This is a genomic window from Aeromonas schubertii, assembly GCF_000820105.1.
GTDB classification, from domain to species: Bacteria; Pseudomonadota; Gammaproteobacteria; order Enterobacterales; family Aeromonadaceae; genus Aeromonas; species Aeromonas schubertii.
Genome location: NZ_CDDB01000089.1, coordinates 1 through 19,477 on the forward strand (window position 1 = coordinate 1; position 19,477 = coordinate 19,477).

Annotated in this window: 17 protein-coding genes and 3 tRNA genes; 5 read left to right on the forward strand and 15 right to left on the reverse strand. The window is 61.4% G+C overall.

What is annotated here, in order from left to right:
* Positions 1-59: 59 nt before the first annotated feature.
* From BN1133_RS17400 to pncC, 9 genes are all read right to left on the reverse strand, one after another.
* Positions 60-136, reverse strand: a tRNA-Arg gene (locus BN1133_RS17400).
* Positions 137-222: 86 nt separating this feature from the next.
* Positions 223-299: transfer RNA gene (locus BN1133_RS17405), tRNA-Arg, on the reverse strand.
* 4 nt (positions 300-303) lie between these two features.
* Positions 304-396: transfer RNA gene (locus BN1133_RS17410), tRNA-Ser, on the reverse strand.
* A gap of 189 nt (positions 397-585) precedes the next feature.
* On the reverse strand, positions 586-774 hold the full coding sequence (gene csrA / locus BN1133_RS17415; RefSeq protein WP_005348616.1) for a carbon storage regulator CsrA: 189 nt from the start codon (positions 772-774) through the stop codon (positions 586-588).
* 102 nt (positions 775-876) lie between these two features.
* Positions 877-2,115, reverse strand: a complete 1,239-nt coding sequence (locus BN1133_RS17420) for an aspartate kinase (RefSeq protein WP_050667723.1) — start codon at positions 2,113-2,115, stop codon at positions 877-879.
* Between the two features lie 16 nt (positions 2,116-2,131).
* Complete coding sequence (gene alaS / locus BN1133_RS17425) at positions 2,132-4,756, reverse strand: alanine--tRNA ligase (protein WP_050667724.1); 2,625 nt, start codon at positions 4,754-4,756, stop codon at positions 2,132-2,134.
* Between the two features lie 135 nt (positions 4,757-4,891).
* On the reverse strand, positions 4,892-5,374 hold the full coding sequence (locus tag BN1133_RS17430) for a regulatory protein RecX (protein ID WP_050667725.1): 483 nt from the start codon (positions 5,372-5,374) through the stop codon (positions 4,892-4,894).
* Between the two features lie 38 nt (positions 5,375-5,412).
* A complete protein-coding gene (gene recA / locus BN1133_RS17435) occupies positions 5,413-6,471 on the reverse strand; it encodes a recombinase RecA (protein ID WP_050667726.1) in 1,059 nt (352 codons plus the stop codon).
* 59 nt (positions 6,472-6,530) lie between these two features.
* On the reverse strand, positions 6,531-7,043 hold the full coding sequence (pncC, locus tag BN1133_RS17440; protein WP_050667727.1) for a nicotinamide-nucleotide amidase: 513 nt from the start codon (positions 7,041-7,043) through the stop codon (positions 6,531-6,533).
* A 107-nt stretch (positions 7,044-7,150) separates the two neighbouring features.
* On the opposite strand from pncC, the gene mutS reads away from it, so the two are divergent.
* The gene (gene mutS, locus BN1133_RS17445) at positions 7,151-9,730 is read left to right on the forward strand and encodes a DNA mismatch repair protein MutS (protein ID WP_153006772.1); all 2,580 of its coding nucleotides are present in this window, start codon (positions 7,151-7,153) and stop codon (positions 9,728-9,730) included.
* Between the two features lie 61 nt (positions 9,731-9,791).
* On the opposite strand, the gene BN1133_RS17450 is transcribed toward mutS, so the two are convergent.
* Both BN1133_RS17450 and BN1133_RS17455 read right to left on the reverse strand, forming a co-directional pair.
* Positions 9,792-11,390 (reverse strand): BCCT family transporter, encoded by a 1,599-nt coding sequence (locus BN1133_RS17450; RefSeq protein ID WP_050667729.1) that lies wholly within the window; start codon positions 11,388-11,390, stop codon positions 9,792-9,794.
* A gap of 9 nt (positions 11,391-11,399) precedes the next feature.
* Positions 11,400-11,927, reverse strand: a complete 528-nt coding sequence (locus tag BN1133_RS17455) for a hypothetical protein (RefSeq protein ID WP_050667730.1) — start codon at positions 11,925-11,927, stop codon at positions 11,400-11,402.
* Between the two features lie 153 nt (positions 11,928-12,080).
* Here BN1133_RS17455 and BN1133_RS17460 point away from each other — a divergent pair, with 153 nt between their 5' ends.
* The gene (locus BN1133_RS17460; protein ID WP_050667731.1) at positions 12,081-12,560 is read left to right on the forward strand and encodes a MarR family winged helix-turn-helix transcriptional regulator; all 480 of its coding nucleotides are present in this window, start codon (positions 12,081-12,083) and stop codon (positions 12,558-12,560) included.
* A gap of 45 nt (positions 12,561-12,605) precedes the next feature.
* Here BN1133_RS17460 and BN1133_RS17465 read toward each other — a convergent pair whose 3' ends face one another.
* Positions 12,606-13,187 carry a YjaG family protein gene (locus BN1133_RS17465; RefSeq protein ID WP_050667732.1) on the reverse strand — a complete coding sequence of 194 codons (582 nt, stop codon included), beginning with the start codon at positions 13,185-13,187 and terminating at the stop codon, positions 12,606-12,608.
* A gap of 138 nt (positions 13,188-13,325) precedes the next feature.
* Between BN1133_RS17465 and BN1133_RS17470 the strand changes: the two genes are divergently transcribed.
* Entirely contained in the window at positions 13,326-14,270 is a 945-nt protein-coding gene (locus tag BN1133_RS17470; protein WP_050667733.1) for a D-2-hydroxyacid dehydrogenase, read from the forward strand.
* A gap of 39 nt (positions 14,271-14,309) precedes the next feature.
* On the opposite strand, the gene mepM is transcribed toward BN1133_RS17470, so the two are convergent.
* Both mepM and znuA read right to left on the reverse strand, forming a co-directional pair.
* Entirely contained in the window at positions 14,310-15,656 is a 1,347-nt protein-coding gene (gene mepM, locus BN1133_RS17475; RefSeq protein WP_050667734.1) for a murein DD-endopeptidase MepM, read from the reverse strand.
* Positions 15,657-15,996: 340 nt separating this feature from the next.
* Positions 15,997-16,881: a zinc ABC transporter substrate-binding protein ZnuA gene (znuA, locus tag BN1133_RS17480; protein WP_050667735.1), complete on the reverse strand. Its 885-nt coding sequence runs from the start codon at positions 16,879-16,881 to the stop codon at positions 15,997-15,999.
* A gap of 93 nt (positions 16,882-16,974) precedes the next feature.
* Between znuA and znuC the strand changes: the two genes are divergently transcribed.
* Positions 16,975-17,733 (forward strand): zinc ABC transporter ATP-binding protein ZnuC, encoded by a 759-nt coding sequence (gene znuC / locus BN1133_RS17485; RefSeq protein WP_050667736.1) that lies wholly within the window; start codon positions 16,975-16,977, stop codon positions 17,731-17,733.
* Between the two features lie 3 nt (positions 17,734-17,736).
* The gene (gene znuB / locus BN1133_RS17490) at positions 17,737-18,516 is read left to right on the forward strand and encodes a zinc ABC transporter permease subunit ZnuB (RefSeq protein WP_050667737.1); all 780 of its coding nucleotides are present in this window, start codon (positions 17,737-17,739) and stop codon (positions 18,514-18,516) included.
* Here znuB and BN1133_RS17495 read toward each other — a convergent pair.
* Complete coding sequence (locus BN1133_RS17495; RefSeq protein ID WP_050667738.1) at positions 18,513-19,409, reverse strand: LysR substrate-binding domain-containing protein; 897 nt, start codon at positions 19,407-19,409, stop codon at positions 18,513-18,515. The two genes, znuB and BN1133_RS17495, sit on opposite strands and share 4 nt — an antisense overlap.
* Positions 19,410-19,477 lie beyond the last annotated feature (68 nt).

Consider the following 19,477-nt stretch of genomic DNA (forward strand, 5'->3'; position numbering starts at 1 on the left):
CAGCTGAGCTACGAGCGCGCAAAAGGTCATATTTTGATTTCAGCAAGGCTCACTCTAGATGGCGCGCTCGAGAGGATTCGAACCTCTGACCGCCTGGTTCGTAGCCAGGTACTCTATCCAGCTGAGCTACGAGCGCGTCGTTTAGAGCGATAAAAAAAAGCTTACCGACCAGTAAGCCTTTCTTATTCACCGGTTTCCCAGCATGTCCACCTTGGACTGAAATGGCGCGCCCGAGAGGATTCGAACCTCTGACCGCCTGGTTCGTAGCCAGGTACTCTATCCAGCTGAGCTACGGGCGCTAAATGGCGGTGAAGGAGGGATTCGAACCCTCGATGCGGGTATAAGCCGCATACTCCCTTAGCAGGGGAGCGCCTTCAGCCTCTCGGCCACCTCACCGTTGCGGGGCCAGATATTACTTCACGGGGCAGATTAGTCAAACTTTTTTTCGATGAAACAGCGCGTTCGGTCACTAACCGGCCAAAGTGTGGAAAATTCACACTAAATACCACAAACCCGGCTCCGGCACGGCCAGAAACTGGGTTCCGGCCCCCAAACAAAAAGGCGACCCCAGGGTCGCCTCTTTCATCAGTAACCGGACTGGCCCGGCTCTTTTTCCGCCTGAATGCGCTGGTAGATCTCCTCACGGTGAACGGAGACCTCCTTCGGGGCATTCACGCCGATGCGTACCTGGTTACCCTTCACACCCAGCACGGTAACGGTCACTTCATCACCGATCATCAGGGTTTCACCAACACGACGAGTCAAAATCAGCATTCGCTTGCTCCTGTATCCTGTCATTTTTTAGTCAATCTGTTGAAGCCATTATCCAACAAACTGGCCAAAATAGTAAATGGTTGAAACTAAATCACCGGGGAATCACCCCATGGGCTGCTCTTGTGGCTCATGATCGAGTTCAAACGCATCGTGCAAGGCACGAACCGCCAGCTCCAGATACTTCTCGTCCACCACCACCGAGATCTTGATCTCGGAGGTGGAGATGAGCTGCATGTTGATGCCGTTCTCACCCAGCACACGGAACATGGTCCGTGCCACTCCCGGATGATTCCACATGCCGACCCCGACGATGGAGACCTTGGCGATCGCCTCGTTACCCTGTACGCAAGAGGCGCCCAGCTCGGTTGCCGTCACCTCAAGCAGGGCGCGAGCACGCCGGTAATCATCCCGATTCACCGTAAAGGTAAAATCTGCACTGCCGTCACCCAACGAATTCTGAACGATCATATCGACGTCGATATTGGCATCGCTGATCGGCCCCAGGATCCTGGCCGCCACCGTAGGCTTGTCAGGCACACCGAGTATGGTCAGGCTGGCCTCGTTGCGATTAAACGCGATACCTGACACCAGGGGTGCTTCCATCCGTTCACCTCCGTATGTGATGAGGGTTCCTTCCCCGTCTGTAAAGCTCGACAGCACCCGCAATGGAACCCGGTACTTGCCAGCAAACTCGACCGAACGAATCTGCAACACCTTGGCGCCGAGGCTCGCCATCTCCAGCATCTCCTCGAAGGTGATGGTAGCAAGGCGCCTGGCCTTTGGCTCGATACGCGGATCCGTGGTGTAGACGCCGTCCACATCGGTAAAGATCTGGCACTCGTCAGCCTTGATGGCTGCCGCCACCGCCACTGCAGTGGTATCTGACCCTCCCCGTCCCAGGGTGGTGATGGCGTTGTGCTCATCACGTCCCTGGAAACCGGCGATCACCACCACCTTACCGGCGTCGAGCTGGGCCCGCACCGGATCTGTGTCGATCCGGCTGATACGCGCCTTGCCATAGGCCGAATCGGTGTGAATACGGACCTGATCCCCCGTCATGGAGACGGCCGGGCAACCGCGCTGATTCAGCGCGATGGCCAGCAGGGCGATGGTCACCTGCTCACCGGTCGAGATGAGGACATCCACCTCCCGGCGATCCGCATCGGGATCCAGCTGCTGGGCCATGCCCAGCAACCGGTTGGTCTCCCCTGACATGGCGGAAACCACCACCACCACGTCGTGTCCCTGGGCGCGGGTCAGTTTGACCCGCTCGGCGACAGCCTCGATCCGCTCCAACGAGCCGACCGAGGTACCACCGAATTTCTGAACATAGAGTGCCACAGTTCACCTTGCCCTGTTACAGGCGCTCGCCCAACCAGGAGTGGGCCGCTTCCAGGGCTGCCGGCAGGGCGGCAGGCTCGGTACCTCCGGCCTGGGCCATGTCCGGACGGCCACCCCCCTTGCCGCCCACCTGCTGGGCCACCAGGTTGACCAACTCGCCCGCCTTCACCTTGCCGGTCAGGTCCGGGGTGACGCCGGCGATCAGGTTGACCTTGCCGTCGTGGACGGTGGCCAGCAGGATCACGGCGGACTTGAGCTGGTTCTTCAGCTCGTCCATGGTCGTGCGCAGGGACTTGGGCTCGACCCCTTCCAGGGTGGCGATAAGGGTCTTCTGACCGTTCACCTCGACCGCCTTGCCCAGCAGATCAGTTCCGGCCTGAGCAGCCAGCTTGGCCTTGAGCAGCTCCAGCTCGCGCTCCATCATCTTGGACTTGTCGAGCAGCTGACGGACCTTGCTGCCAATGGAGAACTGATCGCCCTTCACCAGGGCTGCCGCCTCTTCAAATTGCTCGGCCAGCTGGTGCATGAAGTCGATAGCCCCCTTGCCGGTCACCGCCTCGATACGACGCACACCGGCGGCAATGCCACTCTCGGCGATGATCTTGAAGAAGCCGATATCCCCGGTACGGCTGGCATGGGTACCACCGCACAGCTCGGTGGAGTAGTCGCCCATGCGCACCACGCGCACCTCGTCGTCATACTTCTCACCGAACAGCGCCATGGCGCCGGCCTCTTTGGCGGACTCCAGATCCATCTCGCGGGTCGCCACCTCGTGGTTGGCGCGGATCTGGGCGTTGACCAGCTCCTCAACACGACGAATGGTGGCCATGGTGAGCCCCTCGAAGTGGGAGAAGTCGAAGCGCATGCGCTCGGCCCCCACCAGGGAGCCCTTCTGGGTCACATGATCACCGAGCGCCTGACGCAGGGCAGCATGCAGCAGGTGAGTCACTGAGTGGTTAAGGGCAATGGCCTGACGGCGCTCCCCATCGACCTCGGCCAGCACGGCGGCGCCCTTCTCCAGGGTACCGAGCTCCATGTAGCCCTTGTGAATGATCGCCTTGCCCGCCTTTTGGGTATCGGTCACGGCAAACACGCCGTCGTCGACCCTGATGACGCCGGTGTCGCCCACCTGACCACCGGACTCGGCGTAGAAGGGGGTCTGCTCCAGCACGATCACGGCCTCGTCACCGGCGATAAGACCGCTCACCTCGTCGGTACCCTTGTAGATACCGACCACCCGGGTCTGCTCACTCAGGCTCTTGTAGCCGGTAAAGGGGGTCTCCACGTCGAGCTTGAGCATCTCGTTGTAGTTCACGCCGAAGCTGGAAGCCTCTTTGGCGCGGGCACGCTGCTTCTCCATTTCGGCATGGAAGCCGGCCTCGTCGATGCCGATGTCGCGATCGCGCACCACATCGGCGGTCAGATCCGCCGGGAAGCCATAGGTGTCGTAGAGCTTGAAGACCACATCACCCGGCACCACCTTGGCATCGCCCAGATTGGCCAGTACCTCTTCGAGCAGCAGCAGACCGCGGTCCAGGGTGCGAACGAACTGCTCTTCCTCGATACGCAGCACGCGCTCCACCAGGGCGCGCTGGGCGATCAACTCTTCGCCCACGTCGGCCATCTGAGCGGCCAGTTCACCGACCAGCTTGTAGAAGAAGACATCCTTGGCACCGAGCTTGCGGCCGTGACGCACGGCGCGGCGGATGATGCGGCGCAGCACATAACCACGACCCTCGTTGGAGGGCATGACACCGTCGGCCACCAGGAAGGCGCAGGAGCGGATGTGGTCGGCGATGACGCGCAGGGACTGATTGCTCAGATCGGTGGTACCGACTACCTCGGCAGCCTTCTTGATCAGGGCCTGGAAGATGTCGATCTCGTAGTTGGAGTGCACGCCCTGCATGATGGCAGAGATACGCTCCAGCCCCATGCCGGTGTCCACAGAGGGACGCGGCAGCGGCTCCATGGTACCGTCAGCCTGGCGGTTGAACTGCATGAAGACCACGTTCCAGATCTCGATGAAACGATCCCCGTCTTCTTCGGGAGAGCCGGGAGGGCCACCCCAGATGTGATCCCCGTGGTCGTAGAAGATCTCGGTGCAGGGACCACAGGGGCCGGTATCGCCCATGGCCCAGAAGTTGTCAGAGGCGTACGGAGCACCCTTGTTGTCACCGATGCGCACGATGCGATCGGTCGGCACACCCACTTCCTTGGCCCAGATATCATAGGCTTCGTCATCGGTGGCGTAGACGGTCACCAGCAGGCGCTCTTTCGGCAGCTGCAGCGCCTCGGTGAGGAAGCCCCAGGCAAACTTGATGGCGTCTTGCTTGAAGTAGTCACCGAAGCTGAAGTTGCCCAGCATCTCGAAGAAGGTGTGGTGACGGGCGGTGTAACCCACGTTTTCCAGGTCATTGTGCTTGCCGCCGGCGCGCACGCAGCGTTGGGCCGTGGTGGCGCGGCTGTAAGCGCGCTTGTCGCCCCCGAGGAAAACGTCCTTGAACTGGTTCATCCCCGCATTGGTGAACAGCAGGGTCGGGTCGTTGTGAGGAACCAGGGAGCTGGAGGAGACAACCTGGTGCCCCTGCGAACGGAAATACTCGAGAAACGCGCGGCGAATCTCTGACGTGGACATATGCATGGAAAATCCTGCTAGATACGTAAACGGACTTTTGACCGCAATAATGTATGTTTTCTGCCTCGTAAAGTAAAACGGACGGGGCCCGCCACCGGTGAAAAAACAGGCCCCGGTGGTTTACACCGGGGCCTCTCTGCGTCACTCCCTGTGTGACGAGCTTCCCTTGAGCTCGTCGAGGGCATGGCGCACCTGATCTTGCACAAACCCCCGCCCGAGCAAGGCTCGGGCCAGTTTGGCCCGCACCCTGGGGTCAGAGAGGTCACTCCCGGCCCCCTTGCGCGCCAGCCAGTCGGCCGCCAGGGTGAACCAGTCGATATCCTCTGCCTCCAGTGCGGTCTCGGCCTGTCCCCCAGTGATCCCCTTGCGTCTGAGTTCGAAACGTACCTTCTGGGGCCCATAGTGGCGCCGTGCCAGGGAACGCACCAGCATGCCGGCATAGCGGGCATCGTCAACCCAGCCGCTCGCCTTGCAACGGGCCACCACCTCGGCGGCCATGGCCTCATCCACACCTTGCCGCAGCAGACGGTCAGCCAACTCCCGCTCTCCACTCTCCTTGCTGGCCAGGCTGCGCATGGCGAAGTTCATCGCCTCGGTCAGGCTCTTCTCGCTATCATCGTGCATAGAAACAATCAGGCCGGGATGATCCCGGCCTGCTCAACTTAGAATTCCTGCTCTTGCTCGTCGAAGAGTTCCTCTTCGTCACCGGCCTTGGCCTCGCCGGCCTGGTGCTCGCCGCTCAGCAGCAGCTCGCGCAGCTTGGCCTCCAGTTCACCGGCCAGAGCCTTGTTCTCCACCAGCAGCTTCATGACGTTGGCCTTACCCTGGCCGATCTTCTCGCCGTTATAGCTGTACCAGGCACCGGACTTCTCGATCAGCTTGTGTTTGACGCCGAGATCCACCAGCTCGCCCTCTTTGGAGATGCCGGCACCATACATGATCTGGAACTCGGCCTGCTTGAAGGGAGGGGCTACCTTGTTCTTGACCACCTTGACGCGGGTCTCGTTACCCACCACCTCTTCGCCATCCTTGATAGCGCCAGTACGGCGAATGTCCAGACGCACGGAGGCGTAGAACTTCAGGGCGTTACCACCTGTAGTGGTCTCGGGGTTACCGAACATGACGCCGATCTTCATCCGGATCTGGTTGATGAAGATGCACAGGCAGTTGGCATTCTTGATATTGGCGGTCAGCTTGCGCAGGGCCTGGGACATCAAACGGGCCTGCAGGCCGACGTGAGAGTCCCCCATCTCGCCTTCGATCTCCGCCTTCGGGGTCAGAGCCGCGACCGAGTCGACGATGATGACGTCCACCGCGCCGGAGCGCACCAGCATGTCGCAGATCTCCAGGGCCTGTTCACCGGTATCCGGCTGGGAGACCAGCAGGTCGTCCACATTGACCCCCAGCTTGGCAGCATAGATGGGGTCCAGGGCATGTTCGGCATCCACGAAGGCACAAGTCTTGCCTTTCTTCTGGGCTTCGGCGATCACCTGCAGGGTCAGCGTGGTCTTACCGGAGGATTCCGGACCGTAGATCTCGACGATACGGCCGCACGGCAGACCGCCGATCCCAAGGGCGATGTCCAGGGAGAGGGAACCGGTGGAGATGGCTTCGATATCCATGGTCTGGGAGTCGCCCAGGCGCATGATGGAGCCCTTGCCAAACTGCTTCTCAATCTGGCCCAGCGCTGCCGCCAGTGCCTTCTGCTTGTTCTGATCCATGCCTATCTCCGCTGGACGTCATGAGGTAATGGGAAAGTTGGGACAAGTATACTGTCTATTCATACAGTATCAAGTCTATTTTGGGTAACCAGGGCGAGCAGGCCCGACAGCGCCTGACCGACCGCCTGCTGACGCACCCCATGACGATCCCCGTCGAAGCGGGCCAGCAGGGCTTCACTGCGGCCATCGCGGCAGGCCCAGGCAAACCAGACGGTGCCGACCGGCTTGAGCTCGCTGCCGCCCCCGGGGCCGGCGATGCCGCTCACCGCCACGGCCAGATCGGCCCGGGAGCGGGCCAGGGTGCCACGAGCCATCTCCAGCACCACCGACTCACTGACGGCGCCGTGCCTCTCGAGCGTGGTCGCTTGCACCCCCAACATCTCCTGCTTGGCCTCGTTGGAATAGGTGACGAAGCTGCGATCGAACCAACCCGAACTGCCGGCTATCTCGGTGATGACGGTGGCGATGCCGCCCCCGGTGCAGGACTCTGCGGTGGCCACCCAGAGGCCTCTGGCTTGCAGGGCTGCCCCCAGACGGGCCGCCAGCTCCAGATTGTGTTGCTGTTGATGCATGCTGCTCTTCTCCCTTGGCCAAAGGGCCATTATGGATCAGGGTCGCAACCGATGGCGAGGCAACATAGAATAGCCGCCATTGGCCAACGCCCCCTTCTGGAATGACCATGAACGAACTCGATTTTGCCCTCGGCGCCCCCTCGGCGGCCCTGAGCCAGCACACCCCCATGATGCAGCAGTACCTCACCCTCAAGGCGGAGAATCCCGAGATCCTGCTCTTCTACCGCATGGGCGACTTCTATGAGCTCTTCTACGACGATGCTCGCAAGGCCTCCCAGCTGCTTGACATCTCATTGACCAAGCGCGGTCAGTCTGCCGGTACCCCCATCCCCATGGCAGGGGTGCCCTATCACGCCATCGAAGGGTATCTGGCCAAGCTGGTGCAACTCGGTGAGTCCGCCGCCATCTGCGAGCAGGTCGGCGATCCGGCCACCAGCAAGGGACCGGTGGAGCGCAAGGTGATCCGCATCGTGACGCCGGGCACCGTCTCCGACGAGGCACTGCTCACCGAGCGGCAGGACAACCTGATCGCCGCCGTCTATCACGACGGCCGCCAGTTTGGCTACGGCACCCTGGACATCGGCTCGGGCCGCTTCTTCATCAATCAGTTTGCCAAAGAAGAGACCCTGCTGGCCGAGCTGCAGCGCACCAACCCGGCCGAGCTGCTCTACCCCGAGTCGTTCGACTTTATGCGCCACATCGAAGGGCGCCGTGGCCTGCGCCGTCGCCCCGAATGGGAGTACGAGATTGGCACCGCCCGCAAGCTGCTGTGCCAGCAGTTTGGCACCCAGGATCTGGTAGGCTTTGGCGTCGACCAGAGCGAGACCGCCCTGTGCGCCGCCGGCTGCCTGCTGCAGTATGTGAAAGACACCCAGCGCACCGCCCTGCCCCACATCCGCGGGGTGCGCCTGGAGCAGCCGGATCACGCCGTCATCATGGACGCCGCTACCCGCCGTAACCTGGAGCTGACCCAGAACCTGGCCGGCGGCAATGACAACACCCTGGCCGACGTGCTGGACCGCACCGCCACCCCCATGGGCAGCCGCCTGCTCAAACGCTGGCTGCACCAGCCCATTCGCGATCGGGTAATCCTCAAGGGGCGTCAGAGCACCATTCACGAGCTCATCGAGCAGAATCTCTACGACGCGCTTGGCGACTTGCTGCGCCAGGTGGGCGATGTGGAGCGGGTGCTGGCACGCCTGGCCCTGCGCTCGGCCCGGCCGCGCGATCTCACCCGCCTGCGCCAGGCCTTTACCCAGTTGCCCGAGCTGCAACAGCTACTGGCAGACAGCGAACACGAGGCTCTGCAACAACTGCGCGAGCGCGCCAGCACCTTCCCGGAGCTGCGCGATCTGCTCGAGCGCGCCGTGATGGAGAATCCGCCCGTCATCATCCGCGACGGCGGCGTCATCCGCGATGGCTTTAACAACGAACTCGACGAGCTGCGGGATCTGGCCGGTGGCGCCACCGCCAGCCTGGCCCGCATCGAGGAGCGGGAGCGTCTGCTGACCGGCATCAACACCCTCAAGGTGGGCTACAACAAGGTGCATGGCTTCTACATCGAGGTGAGCCGTGCCAACAGCCATCTGGTGCCGGCCCATTACATCCGCCGCCAGACTCTCAAGAACAACGAGCGCTACATCATCGACGAGCTCAAGCATTATGAGGACAAGGTGCTGACTGCCCAGGCCCAGGCCCTGGCGCTGGAGAAACGCCTCTACGAGGAGTTGCTCGATCAGTTGCTGCCTCATCTGGCCGAGCTGCAGGAGTCCGCCGCCGCCCTGGCCGAGCTGGACGTACTCGGCACCCTGGCCGAGCGCGCCGAGACCCTCAACTACTGCTGCCCCGAGCTGGTGAGCGAGGATCGCATCGAGATCGAGGGGGGGCGCCACCCGGTCGTGGAACAGGTATTGAGCGATCCCTTCATCGCCAACCCCATCACCCTGCACCGCGCCCGCCGCATGCTGATCATCACAGGCCCCAACATGGGTGGTAAGTCTACCTACATGCGCCAGACGGCCCTCATCGTGCTGCTGGCCCATATCGGCGCCTTCGTCCCGGCCGAGCGGGCGGTGATCGGCCCCATCGATCGCATCTTCACCCGGATCGGGGCCTCGGATGATCTGGCCTCGGGCCGCTCCACCTTCATGGTGGAGATGACCGAGACCGCCAACATCCTCAACAACGCCACCGCCCAGAGCCTGGTGTTGATGGACGAGATCGGCCGCGGCACCAGCACCTACGACGGCCTGTCGCTGGCCTGGGCCTGTGCCGAGCAGCTGGCGAGCAAAATCGGCGCCTACACCCTGTTCGCCACCCACTACTTCGAGATGACCCGGCTGCCGGAGCTGCTCGAGGGGCTGGCCAACGTCCACCTGGATGCGGTCGAGCACGGCGACACCATCGCCTTTATGCACGCGGTGCAAGAGGGGGCGGCCAGCCGCTCCTACGGCCTGCAGGTGGCGGCCCTGGCCGGGGTGCCCAAGAGTGTCATCCACCAGGCGCGCCACAAACTGGCCGAGCTGGAGAGCGGCGCTCACACCCCGCCGACGGGAAGCCCGGCACCGCGCCCCCTTCCCGAGCCCCTGCCCCATCCCGTGGTGGAGGAGCTGGAGGGGATCCGCCCCGACGAGCTCACCCCACGCCAGGCACTCGACCTCGTCTACCGTCTCAAGCAGTTGGTGTAAACCGGCCATGAAAAAGGGGAACCTCACGGTTCCCCTCTCATTTTCTTACTCGCCCTTTGCGTTAACCGGGACCGATACGATCCACCAGGTTGAGGTGTACAGGCCCCCCATGGCGCTGTAATCCCAGGTGGTACTCCCGTTGGCGCTGGCTCTCGCGCTTGAGACCCAACATCAGGGAGTAGCACATGGCCAGCATGATCACCGAGAAGGGGAGCGCGGCTATGATGCTGGCCGCCTGCAGGGCGGCGAGCCCCCCCGAGACCAACAGGATGGCCGCCACCAGCCCCTGCCCCAGCCCCCACACGGCCCGGTGCAACACGGGTGGCTCCTGATCCCCGATGGAGAGCAGGGTGGTAATGACCAGGGTGCCCGAATCGCTGGAGGTGATGAAGTAGGTGCAGATGAGCAGGGTCAGTACCCCCTTGGCGATGAGGCCCATGGCTCCCCAGTTCATCATCTCTATGGTCTTGTAGAGGGCCAGTGTCACATCCTGATTGACCGCCTCGGCCACCCCCCCCTGGCCAAACAGCTCCAGATGCAGGGCCGTACCACCGAACACTGTGAGCCACAGCATACCGAGCAGGGAGGGGACCAGCAGCACCCCGAGCACGAACTCGCGAATGGTCCGCCCTTTGGAGATGCGGGCGATGAACATACCGACGAAGGGGGCCCAGGCGATCCACCATCCCCAGTAGAAGGCGGTCCAGGCGGACTGCCAGGCCGAGGTGCCGTTGGCCTCTGTGTTGGTCCAGAAGCTCAGGCGCACTATGTTCTGCAGGTAGTCACCGATGTTCTGCACATAGGCATTCAGGAGATAGGTGGTCGACCCCAGCGCCAGAAACAGCACCAGGATGAAAACACTCAGCCAGACGTTGAGCTCGGAGAGGATCTTCACCCCGCGCCCCACCCCTGAGATGGCCGACAGGGTGGCGATCACACTGATGATGCCGATGAGCCACAGCTGGTTGGTCTGGGAGACCTCGAGCCCCAGCATCTGGTTGAGGCCGGTGTTCATCTGGGCAACCCCCAGACCGAGCGAGGTGGCGACCCCGAACACGGTGCCGAACACCGCCAGCACATCGGCGGCATGCCCCCAGAAACCGTAGATGCGATCCTTGAGCAAGGGATAGAGCACGGAGCGGATCGCCAGCGGCAGCTTGCGCCGGTAGCTGAAGAAGGCCAGCGACAAGCCGACAATCACATAGATGGCCCAGGGATGCAGACCCCAGTGAAAGAAGGTGAGACGCATCGCCACCTGGGCCGCCTCCGGGGTCATCCCCTCCTTGATAAAGGGATTGGCCTGCAGGTGATAGATGGGCTCGGCGATGCTCCAGAACACCAGGCCGATGCCCATGCCAGCGCTGAACAGCATGGCAAACCAGGAGAAATAACCGAACTCCGGTTCCTGATCGTCGTCACCCAGCTTGATGCTGCCGAAACGGCTGAACATCAGATAGATGGCGAAGAACAGAAACAGGGCGACCACCAGGATGTAATACCACTTGAAGCCGGCAATGATGGTGTCCTTGGCGCCGGTGAACCAGGCGCCGGCCGTGTCGGGATCAAACACCCCAAACAGCAGGAACAGGGTGACCACGGTCAGGGCCGTGACCGCCATGGTGGGGTTGAGCCCCTTGAATAAACCTTGTGTCGCTCGCATCGGGCCTCCTTAGTGCTGGTTAAAGAACTCTTCGCCCACGTGCTCACCGGCCCCACCGATGGCGCGATAGACCAGTTGGCCCACCGGATGCTCCCGGTGATCCACCAGGGTCACGGAGGGTTGCCCGTTCACCGCCGGTCGTTTGCCCAGAAAGATGGCCATGGGTACGCCGACGTTGGAGACACCACTGGTGATCCAGAGACGATTGAAGTCGTAGCTGCCACCGATGAACTCGAGCTGGGCCAGGCCGTTGTCGAGGCCGGAGAGATAGAAGTGCATGGCACTCTCGCTCGGGAAGAGGTGTACCAGCACATAGGCATAGCGCAGCTCGTTGACCAACTCCTTTAGGTTGAAAGTACCTGTCTCACTGCAAGAGAGAGGCAGCTCACCATCGTAGTGGTGTACCTTGAGATTGTTCGGGTCTTCGTCATAGGCGGGCTGATAACGGACAAACGCTGAAGTATCAGGCAGTTCATAGCGAACACGCACCACTCTCAGCTCGGATACCAGGGCTTTGATGTCCAGCTCCTGTGCCATATTTTGCCTCCTTGTGAACGATTTTCGTGGAAAAAAGAGGCATAACTTAACACAAAATACTTTGAGCAGGAAACTTTCCACTCAAAACATTATTGACCAGTGCCCTGTCGAGGAGGAAAATGCGCCCCCTCTCCCCGTTCCGGAAAACCGCCAGTGGAAAGACACGACGAGCTCCTGGTCGCCCTGCGCCAAATCATTCGTGCCATCGATCTGCACTCCAAGCGCCTCATCAAGGAGGCAGGGCTGACCGCCCCCCAACTCTTTCTGCTCAAAGGAGTCGAACAGCTGGGAAACGCCTCCATGCGTCAACTGGCAGATCACACCAACATGAGTCAGGCGACCGCCACCACCATCATGGACCGGCTGGAGAGTCGCGGGCTGGTGGTGAGGCTGCGTAGCGACAGCGACAAGCGCAAGGTCCACGCCAGCCTGACCGAGGCGGGTCGAACACTGTTGAGCGACGCCCCTACCCCGTTGCAGGAGAGCTTTATCCAGCGCTTCCAATCCCTCGAGGAGTGGGAGCAGACCCTGCTGCTCTCATCGCTGCAGCGCGTCTCGAGCATGATGAATGCAAGCAACATAGACGCAGCCCCTGTCTTGTCGGTCCGGGCCCTGACCGAAGAGAAAGCCTGAAAACAAAAAAGCTCCCGACCGGGAGCTTTTTTCATGGGAGGCGTATCACTCCTCCAGGGTAATCCCTATGTTGGAGACCCCTTCCTGGCAGGCGAAGGTCTTGATGGCCAGGATACGGTCGCTGTCACGCTCGAACGCCACCCGCTTTTGCAGCTCGACCTGGAACTCCAACTCGGCCTCGAAGAGCTCGTGCTCATAGAGCTCTTCATCTTCCATCTCGCGACCTTCCAGCATCTCGACGAAACCGGCGACGCACCCGATAGAGGCATGACTCGCCTCTTCAGACTCCTCCCCCATCCGGCAGATCACCGAGTTGTAGGCGCACCCCAGGGCGACACAAGCATCCAGCGCCGGATAGGCTCCATAGCTCTCGAAACGGCTGGGATCGGGAATGTTATTCTCGAACTCTTCGAGCAGGGCACTCAGGTTGACCCGTGAGCCCTTGACGGTGAGGTACTCCCACATCTGATCCAGGGTCTGACGGAAAGCCTGGGCATTGCCAAAACCGGATGCCTGGGCGAAGAGGGCATAGTTGGGGTACATACGCTCGGCCAGGGCCAGGGCAAAGACGGTCTGCTGCCAGGGTTGCAGCTCTCGCAGCCGCTTGTAGAACTTCTCACCGAACACGGGGGACTCCTCTTCATCAATTGGCGAAGATTGTATCGCAAGCCCCGGTATGCGAGAAACGAAAAGCGCTGGTCGGCTATCTTGCCAGACCCGCTGGGGTAAGATGGAAGTGTCACGCTCGATAAGAAGGAACAGACCATGAGCCAACGCACCCTGCTTTTGCTTAGCCAGGACAACGCCCACTACGAGCGACTGCTCAAGGGGGCCAATTTGCCCCATCTGCGCATCCTGCGCGCCGACAGCGAAGCCCAGGCCCAGGCCCACATCGCCGAGGCCCACATCCTGATGGCCGAGCCGGCTCGGGCAAAACCCCTGCTGCCCCAGGCACGCAAGCTCACCTGGCTACAGTCCACCTATGCAGGCGTGGACACCCTGCTGGAGCCCTCCGCCCGCCGTGACTATCAGCTCACCAATGTCCGCGGTATCTTCGGTCCCCTGATGAGCGAGTACGTCTTTGGCCACCTGTTGGCACTGACCCGACAGATCGCCCATTACCGGGAGCTGCAGCGCCAAAAGGTATGGCAGAGCCGCCCCTACGAAAGCTTGCACGGCAAGACCCTGTTGATTCTCGGTACCGGCAGCATAGGCCAGCACCTGGCCCAAACCGGTCAACACTTCGGAATGCGGGTGCTCGGGGTCAGTCGCAGCGGGCGCGAGCGCCCAGGCTTTGCCCAGGTCTATCAGCTACCGGCACTCAACAAGCTGCTCCCTCAGGCCGATGTCATCGTCAGCGTCCTGCCTGCTACCCGGGAGACTCGCCACATCTTCAATGCCGAGCGATTCGCGCACTGCAAACCGAGCGCCATCCTCTTCAACGTAGGGCGCGGCTCGGCGGTCGACAGCGGCGCCCTGCTCACGGCACTGCGTACCGGCAAGCTGGGTTATGGAGTGCTCGACGTGTTCGAGCAAGAGCCTCTGGGAACAGACTCTCCCCTGTGGAACCAGCCCAATCTGATCATCACTCCCCACAACAGCGCCTATAGCTTCCCCGAGGATGTGGCCCAGATCTTCGTGCGAAATTACATTCGCTTTATCGAGGGACAACCTCTCGAGGGGAAAATCGACTTCGACAGGGGATACTGAGCCCCATAAGCAGAGAGCCCCTCATCGAGGGGCTCTCTGTTAGCCGGCGGCCATCTCCTTGCGATAACTCTTCACCTTGGCGAGGAACTGACGCTTGGCCTTGCCGGAGAGTGGCTCGGCCATGGGCAGCTTCACCTTCATGGCATCCACGGGTCTGTTGTTGATACGCACCTCGTAGTGGAGGTGGGCACCGGTTGAGCGCCCGGTGTTACCGGAGAGGGCTATCTTGTCACCCATCTTCACCCGCTGTCCCTGCTTGACCAGCAACTTGCTCAGGTGGAGATAACGGGTCGATACGGTGCGGCTGTGGCGAATGACCACATAGGTGCCGGCCAGGGGGTGGCTGGTTGCCTTGAGTACCACACCATCACCGGTCGCCAGCACGGGGGCTCCGATCGGTGTCGCAAAGTCAGTCCCCTCATGGGGCCGCACCTGACCCGTAATCGGGTGCTTACGCGCCGGGTTGAAGTTGGAGGTGATACGATAGCGGCTGTGCAGGGGGTAGCGACGGAAGCCGCGCTCCAAGCTCATTCCCTGACCATCATAGTAGTTACCATCATCGGCCAGCCAGGCCGAGACCGACTGTTTACCCGAGGTGAACTCGACCCCCAGCAACTGGCTGTTGCCGGTCTTCTGGTCATCCACCATCTCGCTCTTCACCAGCACCTTGAAGGTATCACCCTGCTTGAGCTCCTTGGCCAGATTCATACGCCACTGGAACAAGTTGGCGATCTTCTGGATGTGCGAGGGAGAGATGCCGGCATTGCGAGCGCTCTGGTAGAAGCTGCCGCGAACCGTGCCCTCCATGGTGTTCTGCCTCCAGGTCACCTTCTCGGTGATCATGCGCGACAGGTATTGATCTTCTTTGCGCTCGAGGACCAGGGTCTCCTTGATGTTGAGGCGCATCTTGACCTCTTGCAGCAGATTCTGGTCGTCGATGAGCACCTCGATCACCTGGCCGGGCTTGAGGCGGGAGAGATAGTGCTTGCTGTCAGCATCCAGCACCTTGTAGAGGGTGGTGGTGGAGAGGCCAAGGTTGTTAAAAATGGTGGTGAGGGTCTCGCCGTTACGGATCTTGTACTCGAGCCACTGGGGCTCCGCGACCGCGGGGATGTCGTCGCCCTCGCTCTGCTCGATCGCAGGGTCAACCAGTTCATGATCCGGGATGGAGTTAAATTCGGTGTTATCTTCGTTGGTCGCCGTGCCATGAGAGACCAGTGGTAACTCGAGCCGCAGGGGCTGTTCGAGTATGTCACCGGGAGCCGGCAAGAGGGCGACCGTTGACAGGGTCACCCAGGTCAATAGAAGGATGGCGTAGAAGTGTTTTCTGGGAACCGGCGGTTCCCAACTGGCCGCCTGAGCCACCAGGGGACGGAGACGTTTCATCCGTGATCCTGCATTGCGATTGTTACCTTGAGCCTGTCTGGCTTGTCTGAAGCGACTGAACTTTTTGTTTGGACTGTGGTTAGCCTGAAGAGTTCAGCGAAAAAGACAATTTTGTAGCATTTTATGCATAAACTGCTGGATTGCGCAGAAAAGCAGGCAAATTTATACATTTTTTTTCATTTCTATGCTCCCGCTCGAATTAAACGGGAGCAAAGAATAACAGCTTGTTACAAACAAGTAGCAGCAAAGCGCAAAAAACGGAAGTAATGTGTTGCGTCTGATTTTCTCCCTGTGACCCGTTTTACCGACTCAGGCTACACCACCCCCTACAGCATCAGGCTTAGTTGCAAGCCGCGAAGGCATTTGCCATCCCTTCCATCCACGCCAGGTAGGCCTCCGGCCCCATGGGATAATTCCCTCCGGACTCATCGAGCAGTAGCACTTTGGCGCCAGTGTTGCGTGCCACCGACTCGATCACATCGGGCCTGAACTGGGGCTCGGCAAACACACACTGAGCCTGGTGTGCCTCCAGAGCCTGACGGATGGTCACCAGGGTCTTGGCTCCGGGGCGGCGATCCGGGCTGACGGTGAAATGCCCCCTGGATTGCATACCGTAATGGCGCTCCCAGTAACCGTACGCATCATGGAAGACAAAGTATCCCTTCTGCTGGACCGGTTTCATCCGCTCTCTGATGAGGGTGTCTTTGGCGGCCAAGGCCTGCTCGAAGTGCGCCAGGTTGCCCCGGTAACGATCGGCATTGGCGGGATCGAGCTCAACGAGGCGAGCGGCAATGGCTCGGGCAATGGGGGCGGCCAAATCGGGGCCGAGCCAGATGTGGGGATCGAGATTACCGTGGTGGTGATGCCCGTCATGATCGTCGTGATCATGTTCCTCCCCCTCGGCATAGTGGTGCACAGGCAAACCCGGCAAGGTCAGCAGTGTCAACAGGTTCGGTTTTCCCGCCAGGGGTTTGACCAGAAAGCTCTCCATCTCGGGGCCAACCCAGATGACCAGGTCCGCGGCGTCGAGGCGGCGCAGATCCGAGGGGCGCAGGGCAAAGTCATGGGGAGAGGCCCCCGCCGGCAGCAGCACCCGGGGCTCGGTCACATCCCGGGTGATGGCGGCTGCGATAAAACCGATGGGTTTAAGGGTGGTCAGTACCTCGATGGCGGCGACGGGCAGGCTTGCCCCCAGCATGATCAGGGTTAAAAAAAGGCGTTTCATGGGCTCTCAACGGCTCGCGTAGCGTGGTAACATTGTCGTCATAAAGTGTTATAGTATAACAATTCTTGCTGCAGTAAACCCCGGAGTCTCTTCATGAACCCACTGGTGGAGCTCAAGGATGTCTCTCTCGCGTTTGAGGGGCGTACCGTGCTCGACAAGGTCTCCTTTTCCCTCGAGAAGGGGAAGATCACTACCCTCGTCGGCCCCAACGGCGCCGGTAAGAGCACCCTCAGCAAGCTGGTGCTGGGTCTGCTGGCCCCGGACCGGGGAACCATCAACCGCATGCCCCGCCTGCGGATTGGCTATGTACCGCAGAAGATCTACCTGGACCCCACCCTCCCCCTCACGGTCGAACGCTTTCTCAAGCTGGCCAGAGGGGCCCGTCGCTCCCTCACCGAAGTGCTGGCCCGGGTCGGAGCCGAGCACCTGAAAGAGAGTCGGATGCAGCAACTCTCCGGGGGGGAACTGCAGCGTGTCCTGCTGGCTCGGGCCCTGCGTGTGGAGCCCGAACTGCTGGTGCTCGACGAACCGGTACAGGGGGTCGATGTGAGCGGCCAGGTCGAGCTCTATGCGCTCATCAGCGAGCTGGCTCGGGAGCTCGATTGCGCCGTCCTCATGGTCTCGCACGACCTTCATCTGGTGATGGCCAGTACCCATGAGGTGGTCTGCCTCAACGGCCATGTGTGCTGTCACGGAGCACCGGAGAGCGTGGCCCGCCATCCCGAATTTGCCCGCTTGTTCGGTCGCCCCGAACGGGAGCAGCTGGCGGTTTACACCCATCACCACCACTGTGACGGGGAGCACCACCACGGAGCCGCCCCCGTCATCCGCCTGCCTTCCCGCCAGGAGTAACCCTTGGACAGCTTCCTTCTCTACGCCCTGGCCGCCGGCCTCGGCATCGCCGCCCTGGCCGGCCCACTCGGCAGCTTCGTGGTCTGGCGCAAGATGGCCTATTTTGGCGATACCCTCTCCCATGCCTGCCTGTTTGGCATCGCGCTGGGCATTCTGCTGCAGGTTAACCTGACCCTGGCCGTAGTGCTCTGCTGCCTGGCCATGGCCCTGCTGCTCTTCGTCATGAGCCGCAACCAGCTGGTGGCCACCGATACCCTGCTCGGCATTCTGGCCCACAGTGCCCTCTCGCTGGGGCTGGTGACCTTGAGCTTCATGGAGAGCGTGCGGGTCGATCTGATGGCCTACCTGTTCGGGGATCTGCTCTCGGTCCAACCTGACGATCTGCTCTGGATCTATGGTGGGGGGGTCCTGGTGTTGCTGGTGCTGTGGCGGCTGTGGAATCCCCTGCTCTCCATGACCGTCTCGGAGGAGCTCGCCAGAGTCGAGGGGGTCAGGGTCGATCTGCTGCGCGCCCTGCTGATGCTGCTGATCGGGCTGGTGATCGCAGTCGCCATGAAGTTCGTCGGCGCCCTCATCATCACCTCCCTGCTGATCATTCCGGCCGCCACGGCCCGTCGTTTCAGCCGTACTCCGGAGCAGATGGCGGCCCTGGCCTCTCTGATTGGCTGCCTGGCCGTGGCGGGAGGGCTGCTGCTCTCCTGGTTCAAAGACACGCCGGCCGGTCCGTCGGTGGTGGTCAGTGCCGCCCTGCTGTTTGCGGTGGCCCAACTCAAACGCACCTAGTCCCGGGGGCGCAGGCTCCCCTGTGTCTCCATCCAGAGCCACTGGCGCAGCCGGCTGATGGCCGGCTCGTGCAGGCGCGATCGCTTGCAGACGAAGTAGAAGTTATCCCCGGTCTCGAGAGGATGCAGAGGCAAACGGATCAGATTGCCCTCCTCCGGTTGCAACATGTAGTCATTGATGAGGGCAACCCCCTGATCCCAGTTGGCCGCCTCCATGGCCAGCAAGACGTGGCTGAAGTGGTGCATATGTGCCTCAGGGGGGATGACCAGCCCGCCCGCCTCGGCCCAGCGCCGCCAATCCTCCCCCTTCTCCTTGTAAATCGCCTGAATAGAGAGCAGAGGAAGCTGCCACAGGGCCGCGGGCCAATTTCCCTCCACCTGTTGCCACAGGCGGCGGCTGCAGACCGGAAAGAGCCGCTCTCGATAGAGCAGATCATGGCTGTAGCCCCTGGCCTGGGGCGCGACGGTAATAAAACAGTCGGCCACCCGATCCGAGAGCAGGGGATCCTCGGCCACCATCTCCAGTTCCAGCTCCAGCTCCGGGTGCTGCTGGCGCAGTCCGCTCAGCCTGGGGATCAACCACTTGACCGCAAACGAGCTGTAGAGGGCGAGACGAACCCGCATCTCCCCGCCGCCGCGCAACTGCTCGCTGGCCTGGGCTATCTGGCTGAGCCCACCGGTCACCCCCTCCAGATAGATCTCACCCGCCCCCGTCAGGGAGACACGCCGCCCCTGGCGCAGCAACAGTGTCTCCCCAAGGTAATCCTCGAGCAGGCGAATCTGGTGGCTGACGGCGCTCTGACTCACGGCCAGCTCGACGGCGGCCCGGGAGAAACTCTGCAGCCGTGCCACCGCCTCGAAGTAGTGCACCGCGCGCAGGGGAGGAAGTTTCATTATCCAAAAACCTCATGGGTCGTCATTTTTCATCATTTTACTAGATGATACCGCCCTCGCTACTCTGA